Source organism: uncultured Shewanella sp., assembly GCF_947501225.1.
Taxonomy (GTDB): Bacteria; Pseudomonadota; Gammaproteobacteria; order Enterobacterales; family Shewanellaceae; genus Shewanella.
Map to the genome: position 1 here is coordinate 246,162 of NZ_CANMUW010000006.1, position 15,200 is coordinate 261,361.

12 protein-coding genes are annotated in these 15,200 nt (G+C 52.4%); 8 read left to right on the forward strand and 4 right to left on the reverse strand.

What is annotated here, in order from left to right:
- Positions 1–82 precede the first annotated feature (82 nt).
- On the reverse strand, positions 83–2,260 hold the full coding sequence (locus Q1B47_RS11405; RefSeq protein ID WP_299793357.1) for a cation:dicarboxylase symporter family transporter: 2,178 nt from the start codon (positions 2,258–2,260) through the stop codon (positions 83–85).
- A 620-nt stretch (positions 2,261–2,880) separates the two neighbouring features.
- On the opposite strand from Q1B47_RS11405, the gene Q1B47_RS11410 reads away from it, so the two are divergent.
- The 6 genes from Q1B47_RS11410 (at position 2,881) to nqrF (ending at position 8,823) form a co-directional block, all read left to right on the forward strand.
- Positions 2,881–4,242 carry a Na(+)-translocating NADH-quinone reductase subunit A gene (locus Q1B47_RS11410; protein WP_299793362.1) on the forward strand — a complete coding sequence of 454 codons (1,362 nt, stop codon included), beginning with the start codon at positions 2,881–2,883 and terminating at the stop codon, positions 4,240–4,242.
- An 88-nt stretch (positions 4,243–4,330) separates the two neighbouring features.
- A complete protein-coding gene (locus tag Q1B47_RS11415) occupies positions 4,331–5,545 on the forward strand; it encodes an NADH:ubiquinone reductase (Na(+)-transporting) subunit B (RefSeq protein WP_299793365.1) in 1,215 nt (404 codons plus the stop codon).
- On the forward strand, positions 5,535–6,305 hold the full coding sequence (locus Q1B47_RS11420) for a Na(+)-translocating NADH-quinone reductase subunit C (RefSeq protein WP_299793368.1): 771 nt from the start codon (positions 5,535–5,537) through the stop codon (positions 6,303–6,305). The genes Q1B47_RS11415 and Q1B47_RS11420 overlap by 11 nt, the downstream gene beginning before the upstream one ends.
- Position 6,306: 1 nt before the next feature.
- Positions 6,307–6,930, forward strand: a complete 624-nt coding sequence (locus Q1B47_RS11425) for an NADH:ubiquinone reductase (Na(+)-transporting) subunit D (protein ID WP_299793371.1) — start codon at positions 6,307–6,309, stop codon at positions 6,928–6,930.
- 9 nt (positions 6,931–6,939) lie between these two features.
- Positions 6,940–7,548: an NADH:ubiquinone reductase (Na(+)-transporting) subunit E gene (nqrE, locus tag Q1B47_RS11430; protein WP_299793375.1), complete on the forward strand. Its 609-nt coding sequence runs from the start codon at positions 6,940–6,942 to the stop codon at positions 7,546–7,548.
- 57 nt (positions 7,549–7,605) lie between these two features.
- A complete protein-coding gene (nqrF, locus tag Q1B47_RS11435; RefSeq protein ID WP_299793378.1) occupies positions 7,606–8,823 on the forward strand; it encodes an NADH:ubiquinone reductase (Na(+)-transporting) subunit F in 1,218 nt (405 codons plus the stop codon).
- A 155-nt stretch (positions 8,824–8,978) separates the two neighbouring features.
- Here the strand turns inward: nqrF and Q1B47_RS11440 are convergent, their stop codons facing one another.
- Positions 8,979–9,902 (reverse strand): LysR family transcriptional regulator, encoded by a 924-nt coding sequence (locus Q1B47_RS11440; protein ID WP_299793381.1) that lies wholly within the window; start codon positions 9,900–9,902, stop codon positions 8,979–8,981.
- A gap of 102 nt (positions 9,903–10,004) precedes the next feature.
- Between Q1B47_RS11440 and Q1B47_RS11445 the strand changes: the two genes are divergently transcribed.
- The gene (locus Q1B47_RS11445; RefSeq protein ID WP_299793384.1) at positions 10,005–11,240 is read left to right on the forward strand and encodes a Bcr/CflA family efflux MFS transporter; all 1,236 of its coding nucleotides are present in this window, start codon (positions 10,005–10,007) and stop codon (positions 11,238–11,240) included.
- 124 nt (positions 11,241–11,364) lie between these two features.
- A complete protein-coding gene (locus Q1B47_RS11450) occupies positions 11,365–11,898 on the forward strand; it encodes an NAD(P)H-dependent oxidoreductase (protein ID WP_299793387.1) in 534 nt (177 codons plus the stop codon).
- Positions 11,899–12,013: 115 nt separating this feature from the next.
- Here the strand turns inward: Q1B47_RS11450 and Q1B47_RS11455 are convergent, their stop codons facing one another.
- Both Q1B47_RS11455 and Q1B47_RS11460 read right to left on the reverse strand, forming a co-directional pair.
- Positions 12,014–14,476, reverse strand: coding sequence for an ATP-dependent Clp protease ATP-binding subunit (locus tag Q1B47_RS11455; RefSeq protein WP_299793390.1), 2,463 nt, complete (start codon positions 14,474–14,476; stop codon positions 12,014–12,016).
- A gap of 209 nt (positions 14,477–14,685) precedes the next feature.
- Positions 14,686–15,189 carry a hypothetical protein gene (locus tag Q1B47_RS11460; protein WP_299793393.1) on the reverse strand — a complete coding sequence of 168 codons (504 nt, stop codon included), beginning with the start codon at positions 15,187–15,189 and terminating at the stop codon, positions 14,686–14,688.
- Between the last annotated feature and the right edge of the window lie 11 nt (positions 15,190–15,200).

Genomic DNA, 15,200 nt, shown 5'->3' on the forward strand with positions numbered 1-15,200 from the left:
CAGCATTACGTGTAGGACCGGCTTTAGCCGGGAAGGATGGAACAAACTGACTCTTCGCGGCTAAAGCCGCTCCTACACTCTTTTAATCCACCCAATGCAACAGATCGCGGATAACCGACCAGCGAGGCTTGGGCTCGGTGGCTCCCAGGCCCAGCATCCAGTAGTTATAGAAACGTTCCTGATGGCCATCGACCTTGCGCAGACGCTGCCAGTTGTTCACATAGTTAAGCAGTGATTGGTTGTTCTGGGCGACGGCATAAGCCACCGGGTAGCGGGACTTGCTCTCCAGCAGGGCGATGCCATAACCGGGGAAGAACAGGGTCCAGGCCGATCCTGCCTGGGCGCTGATCACTACGGCATCGTATTTGTCGTTTTTCTGCCTGAAGAAGTTCTTATATCCCTCGATCTTAACAAACTCCACATTAGGGTAGCTTGCGGCTACATCTTCGATGGCATCGCTATGCTCGGCGTAGGCGATGGTGACATGTTCCATCTCAGATATGCTCTGGCTACTCTTGAAGCTGCTCACCAGGTGGTCCCTGGTGGCGATGGCCAGATTGAGTTCGAGTATCGGCTCACAGTAACTGAGCTGGTCCATCTGTCCTATATCCATGGCCAGCCCGGACATGGCGATATCGAAATAGCCAGCATCAAGAGAGCGGGCTAATTCTGCCTTGCGAAACGGAATAAACTCTACCTCGACCCCAAGATCCTCGGCCAGTTTAGTGGCCATGGCGCTATCGAAGCCCACCAGTTGTCCGCCGTTATTGTAGTAGCTGAAGGGGACATTACTGGGGATATAGCCGACTCTTAATACTCCACGGCTGCGAATGGCCGGTATATCTGCAACCGGGGAGGAGGGGGTCTGACCTAAGACGGGATACTGTTTCTTTACCTTAGTCGGCACTTTGTCGGCCACCTGCATATTAGCTATCACCTCGCTGGTGATCTCCGGGCTGGTGATAAACAGCCCCATGCCGACGCGACAGACGACGAGCGTCAGCAGAACTCCGCTGACGACACCCAGTCCCATCTTTATCAGTTGTGGCGGCTTTAGTCTGAGACTCTTCTGAAACAGTGCGGCGGTTATTAGGGTCAGGGCAAACAGGTTCATCACGGCGGCGATGGAGCCAAACTTTCCGGTGATAAATCCGGCCATCACGAATAACTGGAACAGATCCGAGGGCAGGTGAACCAGATCCAGCATAAAGGGGATGGCGACGTAGACACTGCCAAACAGCGACAGCAGGCCACTGACCGACAGGGAGGGGATGCTGGTGAGTTCGACCGGTGTGCCATTAAACCAGCCCGCAAAGAAGACAAACAGAATCACTGTAAGCTTACCGATATTGGGGAAGGTGAAGGCGATGGGAACTAAGATCTCGATGAGCGTTGCGCCATCTTCACTGAGATTGTCCTGCTCGCGCATGATCTGCTTACACTCCTCAACAATCACAGGTATCACAATAAAGATGTTTCCGGTGGCGAAGGCGGTGACTAAGCTGGCCTTGGAGATCCGCAATGACTGAGCGAAGGTGATCGGGGTGACAGAGGCGATAATCCAGGGCAGTAGCCAGAAGGTGAGCAGCAAACAGAGTACAAAATAACTGACCAGGTAGACCTGCATGCTGGCAAATTCATCGACCCCCATGGTACCCGCCGCCGATGCCGACATGGCGAAGATGCCGATAGGCAGTACCTTCACCAGTCCCTGAGTGATACGGGAAAAAATCTCGCTTGTGGTGTGCATGAAGGTGAGTATCTGTTGTTTATGTTCCCCCTCCATGCCGATAAGCGCCAGCCCCATGGCGATACTGAATACCACCATGGCCGGCACATATCCCGCAGCCATAGATTCAAATGGGTTGGAGGGGATATAAAGTTTGAAATAATCGATAGGCGTACTCGGCTCTATGGCACTGGTGCTGAAGAATGAGGCCGATTCGACGAAGGGAAATGACAATGGCATCAGGGCGACAGTGATGAGGCCGATTAACCATAGCAGTAGCATGATCAGACCGGCGCGGCTGAAGATCAGTGACGCGGTGCTTTTTTGTAACTTTCCTATGCCGCCTACCAAAGAGACCACGATATAGGGAAGTACCGTCATCTGCATCAGTAAGATCACACTGGTTCCGATGGAACTAAGCCAACCGACGGACTCGCCGAAGAAGATGCCGATGGCAAAGCCGAAAAACATAGCGACCAACATCTGGGTGGAGCTGGTCATAGAGAAGATTTTTTTTAACACAGGTTTCATTCCGGTTGAGTCGTGTTACACCGCTGATAATATTGAGCGGATGTTAAGTGTTATTTAGAGTGCCAGCACTTAGGGGGCCATTCGTTGCCGCCCAGGTGTTCACATAAATTAAAGTAATATCTATCAAATGGTAACACTAATGGCTAACTTCATTATCATTCTATCAGTGGTTTTCCATCCCATCCGTTTAAATCATGATGAGCTTCGAGCTTCGAGCTTCGAGCTTCGAGCTTCGAGCTTCGAGCTATGAGTTTCTGATGGGTGAGTGAGCGGATTTTAAATATTGTTGTTTGTTACTCTGGAGGCTTTATTACATGCTTTTGGATATTTTTCTCAAATAAAACAATTTTCCTTCATATCTTCGACTATTCTTTGTGACAAATCGTAGTTTTTTTATAGATTTAGTCGTGTCTAAATCAGCGATGATTGATTTCTACTTTTATTGTTATAAAACTACATTGGTAACACGTGGTAGATCTGAAAGTGAAGCTGGATCACAAAATCAGCCAAAATAATGTTACTAAGTTACAAAACGGCTGAGTAATGTGACGCCAATAGCGGAACTTAAGTTAACAAAGATATACTATTAACTATCCAAAATTTTAACGGTTGATGTTGTGATGGCAGGTTTCTCAGACCAGATTAGAATAGTAAAGAAGGGCTTAGATGTGCCCATTGCCGGGGAGCCCCGGCAGGAAATTGACAAAGCCTCAAGGCCATCGCGCGTGGCCCTTCTCGGTGAAGAGTATGTTGGCTTAAAGCCCACCATGATGGTGGAAGTCGGCGATATGGTCAAAAAGGGCCAGCCTCTTTTCGAAGATAAGAAAACCCCCGGTGTACTCTTTACTGCACCAGCCAGTGGCGAGATCACGGCTATCAATCGCGGTGAGCGCCGCGTATTGCAATCTGTGGTTATCACTTGCCAGGGCGATGAACAGGTGACGTTCGAGACCAGCAGCGACCTGTCGTCTATGAGCAGACAGTCGGTGCAGGATAATCTGGTCAAGAGTGGTCTTTGGACCGCACTTCGTACCCGACCTTTCTCACGCGTGCCCCAGCTCGACGCTACTGCGGCGGGAATTTTCGTAACCGCCATGGACACCAACCCACTCTCGGCTGACCCCCGTCTGATCATTGCCGAAAATGAACAGGCATTTGCTGTGGGTATGTCGGCCCTGACCCGTCTGACCGATGGCAAGGTATACCTGTGTCATGATGAAGGTGAGTCATTGCCGGGACACGAGCTTTCTCAGGTTGAGACCCGTCGTTTCGGTGGTGTACACCCTGCCGGGTTAGTAGGTACACACATTCACTTCACCCTGCCTGTCAGCATAGAGCGTCAGGTTTGGCATATCGGTTATCAGGATGTCATCGCCTACGGCAAGTTGTTCCTTACCGGTGAACTCTACACCGACCGTGTGGTGTCGCTTGCCGGTCCTAACGTCAGCAATCCTCGTCTTCTTCGCACCCAACTGGGCGCCGAAATGAGCGGTATCGTCAAGGATGAACTTAAGCCTGGTTACTCACGTGTTGTGTCAGGTTCGGTGCTTTCGGGACACACAGCTACGGGTGTTCACGATTATCTGGGGCGTTTTCATAGTCAGGTTACAGCCCTGACCGAAGACTCGGAGCATCATCTGTTGTCATGGGTTCGTGGTGGATCTGAAAAGTTCTCCATTACCCGCGCCGTAACTTCTCGTTTCAAACCCACTAAGAAGTTGTTTGAGATGACGACTCACACAGGGGGCTCAGAACGCGCCATGATGGCGTTCGGTCAGCTGGACCGGGTGATGCCTCTGGATATCTTGCCTACACTGCTGGTTCGCGACCTTGTGGTTCGTGATACCGATGAGGCTCAGGAGCTGGGTGCTCTGGAGCTGGACGAGGAAGATCTGGCTCTGTGCACCTTCGTTTGTCCCGGTAAGTATGACTTCGGCAAAGAGCTGCGTGCCTGCTTAGATATTATTGAAAGAGAAGGTTAATGACTGAGTTAAATAATGAGTCCTATGTGCAGGGCGTGACCCCGTATGTTCCTAACCTGTTCAAATTAAGTATTCAGAGGGAAGGTTAATGAGTAGCAAAGATAGAAAGCCCGACGCGCAGGAAGATTACTACGCACCCGGGCATGCGATGAAGGGCTACCTTCGTTCGCTGGTCGTTGCTCATGGTCGTAGCACTAAAGGTAAAGTGCACGTTCGTGACGCGATTGATGTTAAACGTACCATGACCTTAGTGGGCCTCTGCCTGCTGCCAGCCATTCTGTTTGGTCTGTACAACTTAGGCCTGCAGGCGCAGCTTGCTGTCGCCGGTGGACTGGCTACACCCGATGTATGGCAACTTATTCCGTTTAACCTGATATCTGGTGGTTTAACGGAGCAGACCGGTCTGATTGGCCTGTTTCTCTACGGTGCCAGCTTTTATATTCCTATCTATCTGACCGCCCTGATTGTCAGCCTGTTTTGGGAGATGGTTTTCGCTAAGGTGAGAGGACAGGAGCTGCACGAAGGTTTCTTCGTCACAGCTTTACTCTTCACCCTAATCTTACCTGTGTCTACCCCGCTGTGGTTAGTGGCCATGGGTATCACCTTCGGTGTCGTTATCGGCAAAGAGGTGTTTGGTGGCATGGGGTATAACTTCCTCAACCCTGCATTAGCCGGATTAGCATTCATCTACTTCGCCTATCCATCTCAGGTCTCTGTGGTCGGTCAGCTGGTTGCCGTAGATGGTTTCTCAGGTGCAACCGCCTTAATTCAGACCGCCGCAGGCAAGATGAGCTTTGCAGACTATGCCTGGTATGACGCGTTTACCGATCCAAATTGGTGGAATGCCTTCTTCGGCTTTACCGCTGGTGCGATTGGTGAGACCAGTACTCTGGCACTGCTGATTGGTGGTGGACTCTTGATTCTGACCCGTTTGGCCGACTGGCGCATCGTCGCCGGTGTCATGCTGGGTATGATAGCGACCGCAGTCTTGTTCAACCTGATCGGCTCGGCTAAAAACGAACTGTTCGCTATGCCTTGGACCTGGCACATGGTCACAGGTGGTTTTGCTATCGGTATGATGTTTATGGCTACCGATCCCGTTACTACCGCTTATACGAGTAAAGGCAAGCTGGCTTATGGTCTGTTGATTGGCTTTATGACTGTGCTTATCCGTGTGGTTAACCCTAAGATGCCGGAGGGCATCATGTTGGCTATCTTGTTCGCTAACTTATGGGCACCTATTTTTGATTATCTGGTCGCGAAAGCGAATATCAAGCGGAGACTGAAACGCAATGGCCTTTAAAAAAGATACCGTTCTTGGGACTATGATCTTCACAGTGACACTGTGCCTGTTGTGTTCATTTATGATCACAGGTACAGCGGATCTGCTCAAGGAGCGTAAGCTTGCCAAGAAGCGTGACGAACTGAAACGTTACGTGCTTATGGCTGCCGATGTGGATATTGGCGGCGACAAAGATTTTCGTGCAATTTTTGAAAAATCTGTCACCCCTATGCTGGTTGAGCTCGATACCGGTGCAGTAACGACAGAAGGCGAGATCATGGACTTCGATGACCGCATGGCGGCCATCAACCCCAAGACATCGCGCAAGCCGAAGAAAGATACCGCCAAGATCAAGAGTCGTGCGGATCAGGCTCGGGTCTTTAAGGTATTCGACGACAGCGGCAAGCTGAGCAGCGTGGTCGTGCCTGTCTACGGTAAGGGACTGTGGTCGATCATCTATGGTTTTGTCGCGGTTAAGCCGGACATGAATACCATCGAGAATGTGGTCTTTTACGAACATGGTGAAACGCCGGGTATCGGTGACTTCCTCGACGATAGCGAGTGGACTGGTAAGTTCCAGGGCAAGCAGCTTTTCGATGCCAAGGGTAAAGTGGCATTCAGAGTGGTTAAAGGTGGTGCTAAAGAGGGTGATGTTCACGGTGTTGATGCCGTCAGTGGTGCAACCATGACGGGGCGCGGTGTTCAACGTTCGATTCAGTTCTGGTTCGGTAAAGAGGGCTTCCAAACCTTCTTCAACAAGTTAAAAGCTTCGGAGGTCTAAGGTGAGTACTAATATCGCATCCACCCGAGATATACTGGTCACCCCTGTTTTCAGTAACAACCCCGTTGCCATGCAGGTGCTGGGTGTCTGTTCGGCACTGGCAGTGAGTAACTCTTTGCAAACGGCGTTAGTGATGACACTGGCCGTGACCTTTGTACTCGTGTTCTCAAACCTGATCATCTCAGCTATACGCCGTTTGATCCCGAACAGTGTGCGTATCATCGCTCAGATGACAGTTATTGCATCTCTGGTGATTATCGTCGACATGGTGCTGCAGGATATCGCTTACGAGCTGTCCCGTCAGCTATCGGTATTTGTCGGCTTGATCATTACCAACTGTATCATCATGGGGCGAGCGGAAGCGTTTGCCATGAAGAACCCGCCTCACCTTGCGGTCGTTGACGCTGTGGGTAATGCCATGGGTTATGGCGTTATCTTACTCGGTGTCGCCTTCGTTCGTGAGCTGCTCGGTAGTGGCACCCTGTTTGGTCATGAGATCCTGCAGACCGTTGAAAATGGCGGTTGGTATCTGGCTAATGAGATGTTCAAACTCCCACCTAGTGCGTTTTTCCTGATCGGATTAATGATCTGGTCTATTAACGTAATACAGCGCAAACGAGGTTAAGGAAGAGATATGGAACACTACATTAATCTTTTTATTCAGGCAGCCTTCATCGACAACATGGCGCTGTCATTCTTCATGGGTATGTGTACCTTTCTGGCCGTATCTAAGAAGGTCTCTACCTCCTTCGGTCTGGGTATCGCGGTTATCGTGGTGATGACCCTGGCGGTCCCGCTGAACCAGCTGATCTATGCCAACGTGCTGGCACCGGGAGCACTGGCCTGGGCGGGCATGCCTGAGTTGGACCTGAGCTACCTGCAGCTGATCACCTTCATCGGTGTGATTGCGGCGCTGGTTCAGATCCTGGAGATGGTTTTAGACAAGTATATTCCGAGTCTGTATGACTCTCTGGGTATCTTCCTGCCACTACTGACGGTGAACTGTGCCATCTTTGCCGGCGTTATCTTCATGGCTAACCGTGATTATAGCCTGGGTGAATCTGCGGTATTTGCCATGGGTTCAGGCGTGGGTTGGGCTATGGCGATTGTGATGCTGGCGGGTCTGCGCGAGAGAATGAAGTTTCATGCAATACCCGAAGGGTTACAGGGTATTGGTATCATCTTTATCACTACCGGCTTGATGGCTCTGGGCTTTATGGCTTTCTCTGGTATTTCTATTTAAGCGACTCTTGTTACGAGATGAGCTTAAAGAAAACGAATTATTGAAAAGGTAGATTCGATGGAAATGGCAATTGGTATCGGCATGTTTACTCTGGTTGTGAGTATGCTGGTTATGGTGATCTTATTCGCCAAAAGTAAACTGGTGTCCACTGGTGACGTCAATATTCGCATCAACGATGATGCAGAAAAAAGCATTACAACTTCGGCCGGCGATAAGCTGTTGGGCGCATTAGCGAACAAAGATATCTTTATCCCTTCGGCCTGTGGTGGCGGTGGAACCTGTGGTCAGTGTCGCGTAACCGTAAAATCCGGTGGCGGCGATATTCTGCCTACTGAGCTCGACCATATCACCAAGAAAGAGGCGAAAGAGGGTTGTCGTCTGGCCTGTCAGGTTGCGGTTAAGACAGATATGGAGCTCGAAGTCGAAGAGGAGATCTTCGGTGTGAAGAAGTGGGAGTGTGAAGTCATCTCAAACGACAACACCGCTACTTTCATTAAAGAGTTACTATTGAAACTGCCGGAAGGTGAAGACGTTAAGTTTAAGGCCGGTGGTTATATTCAGATCGAGGCACCTGCCCACAAGGTTCACTACTCAGACTTCGATATTCCTGAGCAGTATCGCGACGACTGGGAAAAGTATGGCCTGTTTGACCTGATCTCTAAGGTCGATGAAGATGTGTTGCGTGCCTACTCTATGGCGAACTACCCCGATGAGAAGGGGCGCATCATGTTGAACGTGCGTATCGCGACGCCACCTTCAGAAGGCCTGCCGCCGGGTAAGATGTCCTCATATATCTTTAACCTCAAGGCGGGTGATAAGGTGACTATCTCCGGGCCATTCGGTGAGTTCTTCGTTAAAGAGACAGATGCCGAAATGGTATTCATCGGCGGTGGTGCGGGTATGGCGCCTATGCGCTCGCATATCTTCGACCAGCTTAAAGGTGTGAAGACCAAGCGTAAGATGAGCTTCTGGTACGGTGCGCGTTCGACCCGTGAAGTCTTCTATCAGGAGGATTTCGATACCCTGGCGGCCGAGAATGATAACTTCGTCTGGCACGTTGCCCTGTCCGATCCTCTGCCTGAGGACAACTGGGATGGGTATACCGGGTTCATTCATAATGTCCTGTATGAGAACTACCTCAAGAACCATAAGGCACCGGAAGATTGTGAGTTCTACATGTGTGGCCCTCCAATCATGAACTCCTCTGTAATCAACATGCTCGAGAGTCTGGGTGTGGAAGAGGAAAACATCCTGCTGGATGACTTTGGTGACTAGAATGGTGACTAGATTAGTAACCAGGACCGGATTGGCGAGTTAACGCCGATATAAGAAAAGCGAAGCCGTGGCTTCGCTTTTTTGTGTCCGGAACACTTATGAAGATTTGCCAGGGATGGCATAAAATCTTCGTTGTGCCTGATTATCCCTTACTGTTATGAGGAGCCGCCCGTGAGCATGGTGGGCGGGATCTTTTCCACCACTAGGTCGATAAAGGCTCTGACCTTGGGCGACAGGTGCTTGCGGCTGGGATAGACCACATAGACATCGATCTCCGGGGCGGGCAGCTCAGGAAACAGTATCTCCAGCCTGCCGGATTCCAGCTCATCATTCATATAGAATCTGGGGAGGCGGCAGATCCCGTGTCCGCTCAGTGTCATCGCCAGCTGCATCTCGGCGTTATTGCTAAGCACTTTTTGCCTCACATCCACCTGTATCGGCTCTCCCTGCTTGTCCTTATACTGCCAGCGACCCGGTGTCTTGTGGTTGGAGTAACACAGGCAGTGATGGCGGCTGAGCTCCTGAGGGTGATGGGGACGACCATGCCTGGAGATATACTCCTTACTGGCAACGGTATAGCCCTTACAGCTGAATATCTTACGACAGATGAGGCTGGACTCCTCCAGCTGGAGCGCGGCTCTTATCGCCAGATCGTACCCTTCGGCCACTACGTCGACCCGCCTGTCGTTGAGATCCAGCTCCAGACTCACGTTGGGGTAACGTTGCATATATTCAGACAGAATGGGCTGCAGATAGCTGTTGGCAAACCCTATGGGGCTGCTGATCTTGAGCCTGCCCTTGGGCTCGACATCATGCTGGGTTATCAGCTCCACCGCCTGCTCTGCATCCACCATCAGCTGTTGGCACTGCTGATAGTAGGCTTCGCCTTCGGGAGTGAGGCCGATAGAGCGTGTGGTCCTGTTAAGCAGACGCACCCCCAGGCGGGCTTCAAGTTTATTGATCTCTTTACTCACGTAGGAGCTGGAGTGCCCCATCAGCTCCGCGGCCGCTGAAAACCCACCGGTTTTAACCACCTGAGTAAATATTACGATGCCATCGAACAGCTTATTGCTAGTCATATGGAAATAGTCTTTATCAATTTAGGTTATTAATCTCATTTGGCTATCAATATACACTTATCCTCATTGAATTGTCAGCTAAATAACGTCAGCGGAGCAGGTATGAATAATAGAGTTTTTCTCTTCATTGCTATCACAGTATTGGTATTTGCCCTGTCTCCTTTGGCGATAGATATGTCTCTGCCGGCTCTGCCCGAGATGGCCCGGCACCTGAATGCAACCCATAGTCAGATGGAGATGTCGTTAGCGGTATTCCTGTTGGCCTTCGCCATTGCGCAGCCCCTCTTCGGCCTGCTGGCCGACCGATATCATAAGTTAAATCTGTTACTGACAGGCTTGGTTATCTTCACCCTCTCCAGTCTGGCTATACCTATGTTGGACTCAGCGACTGGTTTGTATATCGCCCGTATATTCCAGGCTATCGGCGGGGCGAGCTCTGTGGTCTGTTTTGCCATGATCCAGCAGCAGTACGATAAGCAAAAGGGGGCGAGGGTACTCACCTACGTGATGGCCGCCGTGGTGGCCGCTCCCCTGTTGGCGCCTGTGATCGGCGGACAGATATTAAAGCATGCAAGTTGGCAGTGGGTCTTCTATACCCTGGGCGCAACAGGCATCTTCGCCTTCGTGGCGAGCCTGTTGACCCATACTCAGGCCGATAAGGTTGAAAGCGGAGGGGAGCAGCTACAGCGTCGCCGCGCCGCCTCGATATCGGACTTTATTCAGGTATTTAAACAGCCATTGCCACTGGCGTATATTCTGCTTGGCAGCTTCGGCTTTGCCGGATTGTTTTCCTTCGTAGCCGGATCGCCCTATGTCTTTATGAACTACTTTTCAGTGAGCGCCGAACACTACAGTTACCTGCTTGGGGGGAATGCGCTGGGTGTGATCATCGGCAGTTTGGTGAGTGTGAAGCTGCTGGGACAGATCGCTCCTAAGGCTAAGGCGATTGTTGCGGGCACCCTGCTGGGCCCCCTGAGCCTGCTGTTTTTCATGCTGGCACAGATGGATGCCCCCTTAAGCACAATTGTGGTCACGGTTTTTATCTTTAACCTGCTGCTGGGGTTTATCTCGGCGAATGCCATCACGGCTGCCATCTCATTTTTTCCGGCTCAGGGCGGGGCGGTATCGGGCGTGTTCGGCTTCAGCCAGTTTGCCTTAGGCGCCCTGTTCAGCGCTGCGATCAGTCTGTCGGACGCGCAGTCACCGGTGGCCCTGCTGACCTTTATGGGGCTGGCTTGTGCCTGTGCCGCCATCTTCAGTACCTATATCTACACCAACACCCCGGCCTGTGAAGAGGGCGAGCAGGGCGGTGAAGAGGCTCGGATGCCGGTGCAGTGAGTGATACAGACAGATAACGCTAATTCGGCTGCGCGCCATGTAATAACAGATAACTGCTGAGTGAGAAAAAAAAGACTCATAACCAGCTTAACTAACCCTATACACAGATTTTGAGAGAGACACTATGAAACTATTAGCCTTTGCAGCCAGCAACAGTTCGGCATCTATCAATAAGCAGCTCGCCACCTACGCCGCATCCCTGGTCGAGGGGGCCGAGATTGAGATCTTAGATATCAACGATTACGAGATGCCTATCTACAGCCAGGAGAGAGAGAACGAACTCGGCCAACCCGAGTTAGCGCAGCAGTTCTTTGCCAAGATAGGCAGCGTCGACGGGATCATCATCTCGTTTGCCGAGCACAACGGATCCTACACCGCGGCGTACAAGAACCTGTTTGACTGGACATCGCGTATCGATATGAAGGTGTTTCAGAATAAGCCTATGGTGTTGCTTGCCACCTCACCGGGGCCCGGCGGAGCGGCTACTGTACTGGCCGCTGCGACAGGCAGTGCGCCTTACTTTGCCGCCGATGTCAAAGCCAGTCTGTCGGTGCCAAGTTTCTATGATAATTTCGATATCGAAGCGGGCAGGATGCGTAACGAAGAGCTGAACAGCCAGCTGGTGGACGCCGTGTTTAAGCTTCAGCCGACGAGTTGATGTCTGTGCTTAGCTAATGGTTGACTAATGGTTAGCCAATAGTTAACTCGTGCCGATATGTAAAGAGGGTCAGGCTGTAAAGGCTGACCCTCTGTAATATCCGGGGAAGGAACTCCTATTCGCTCCCCTCTCCAGACTCTATCCTGAAGTTAAACGCCTTACCTTTAGCGCCCAGGCTGATATGTATCTCGCTGCCGGTGACATGCTCATTATTGACGATAAGCGAGGCGATAGGATTCTCTATCTGCTTCTCTATCACCCGCCTCAACGGCCGGGCACCATAGGCAGGCTCGAAACCGTCTTTTGCTACCTGCTCTATCACATCGGCGTCGATATGCAGGGTGATATCGTTGTCTTTCATCTGTCTGCACAGCTCAGATATCAGCAACTTGGCTATCTTGAACACATCCTCCTGAGTCAGGTAGTGAAATACGATCACCTCATCGAGCCGGTTGAGAAACTCAGGCTTAAAGAACTTCTTCACCTCGTTCATCACGGTGCGGCGGGCGGCCTCGTAGTCCGGGTCTTCGCTGTAGATAAACCCGACCGGAGTGCGGTCGCTTATCAGCGATTCGGAGCCCAGATTCGAAGTGCCTATCAGCAGGGTGTTGCGAAACGAGATGGTGCGCCCCTGAGCGTCGGTGAGGCGGCCATCTTCTAAGATCTGCAACAGCATGTTGAACACATCCGGGTGCGCCTTCTCCATCTCGTCCAGCAGTATGATGGTGTAGGGGTTGCGGCGCACCTTCTCAGTCAGCTGCCCCCCCTCACCGTAACCGATATAACCCGGTGGCGCCCCAATCATCTTGGACACCTCGTGGCGCTCCATATATTCAGACATATCCAGCCTGACTATGCGGCTCTCATCATCAAGCATAAACTCGGCCAGCGCCTTAGCCAGCTCGGTCTTCCCCACACCGGTGGGGCCGAGAAACAGGAAGGAGCCGATGGGGCGGTGACCCCGGTTGATGCCGGTACGGTTACGGCGAATGGCGTTGGCCACTGCAGAGACCGCGTCCTGCTGGCCCACGATGCGCTTATGCAGCTTATCCTCCATGCGGGACAGCTTTTCGACCTCAGATTCCGCAAGACGGGCGGCGGGGATCCCGGTCAGGCGGGCGACCACACGGGCGATATCCTCGGGGTTGACCGCCTTATCCTCGCTGTCGATGTCTGTGGTTTGCTCTTCGCGTTGCTGCTTGAGTTGCTGCTCGAGTTTGAGGATCTCGGTCTGCATGTTGGCCACGCGCTCGAAGGCCTGCTCGTTATAGGCTTTTTGCTTGCCCGACAGCAGGGTCTGACGCTTGCGCTCCAGCTCCTGCATAGGCCTGGAGAGCGCCAGCAGATGCAGGTGCCTGTCGGCGCCGGCTTCATCGATAAGGTCCACCGCCTTGTCCGGCAGGTGACGGTCGGAGATGTAACGCTCCGATAGTCTGGCTGCGGCCTCCAGCGCCTCGGGCTGGTACTCTATCTCGTGGTGGCCCTCATATTTGGTCGCTAAGCCATTGAGGATATCTATGGTCTCCTCTATGGTGGGCTCGCGCACTAAAATGGGTTGAAAACGCCGCTCCAGCGCCTTGTCCGCCTCGACATACCTGTGGTACTCATCCAGGGTATCTGCGCCTATCAGCTGCAACGTACCTCTTGCCAGGGCGCTCTTGAGCAGGGCGGGGGCATCCAGTCCGCCGGCGCCGGCGCCGGCGCCTACTACTGTATGCAGCTCATCGATGAAGAGGATGATCTCGCCCTTGGCCTCAATTACCGCATCCCTGACACCCTTGAGTCGCTCCTCAAACTCTCCGCGCATATTGGCGCCGGCGACCAGCTCGGCGAGATCCAGTGAGAGCAGGCGCTTATCGCGCAGGGTGTCGGGCACCTCGGCGTCGGCGATACGCTGGGCTAAACCCTCGACGATGACGGTCTTGCCTACGCCGGGCTCGCCGATGAGCACCGGATTATTCTTCTTACGTCTCGAGAGGGTTTGAATGACGCGGCCTATCTCATCTTCTCTGCCGATCACCGGGTCGAGCTGGTTGTTACGTGCCATCTCGGTCAAGTCCTGGGTGTACTCATCCAGCGGATCGCTGCGCCCTTCGGCATCGGGTGAGTCCAGGGTCTTACCGCTTCTCAGCTTAACCAGCGCCTCACGGGCCGGGCCTGCCTCTATCCCCTGGTTTTTCAGGTGGATGGCGGTAACGCCTGAGCGCTTGTCACAAAGGGCCAGCAGTAAACTGCCCGTGCCTATATAGGCATCGCCGAGTCGTTTGGCTTCGCTGAGCGCGATGCCGAACACCTCTTCCACTTCGTGGGCGGCGACCACCTGACCGGTATCGCCCTTGAGCGGGGTATTCTCATGGTCGTGATATACCGCTTGGGTCAGGGCTTGGATATCTTTCTCGGGATCGGGCAGTATCTGTTGCAGCAGCTGCGACGCCTCCGAGCCGGGCAGTGAGAGCAAGCCGAGCAGGATATGTTCTGGCGTCAGCACATTCTGATGGGCATTGGCAAGCTCGGCTATGGCGGCGTTGAGGGTCTTGTGGACCTCTTGATTGCATTGGCGGATATATTGCTGAAACACCTTGAACTCCTTTCATCATTGTCAGCAGCGTTAGCCTCGGCGTCTTACCGGCTGGCAGCAAGTGTGTCGGCCAGCCCAGTAATATCAGTCGCTTAAGCTCCTCCTTTGAGTTTAGACGATTTTTTTACTTTCATTTATCCGGCCGAAAATTTTTCTCAGATAATTTAGGAGAGGAAACGGCCTGAGCCGATGGGGGGAGCCTTACAGCTCTACCCGTCGCGCTTTTCAATGCCCTTTATGCGCGCTATGATGCCGATGACTCCCAATAGCAGAAAGAGGAGTCCCAGATAGCTGCCGGTTTTTAACCAGCCGAGAGAGAGCGTCACCCATGCCGGTTTCGAGTTGGTCGGTTGATTGGCCTGCAGCAGGATATCTATGCTGTCCCCCTTGTTTAAACCGGCGAAATCGGCGCAGCTATGCCGGTAGCTGCCGCTGAACAGGTGATCATCGAGAGGGTACTGATAAACCAGGGTGCAGCTCCTCTCCTCATCAGATGCGGGGCGCTGGGCGTTACCCAAGATGTTGCGCTCGACCCTGATAACTGTGCCCGTGACCGCTTGGTTGAAGCTCTCTGCCAGGGCTTTCTCCTGCAGATAATAGGGCAGAAACTCCACCAGCACGAAGGCGCTTATGGCGATAAAGGCGTAGAAGTAGGCGGATAGAAAACCGAGTACCTTGTGGGTGAGGCTATTTTTTTGGCGAGAGCCTGTCATATCGCTTTTGC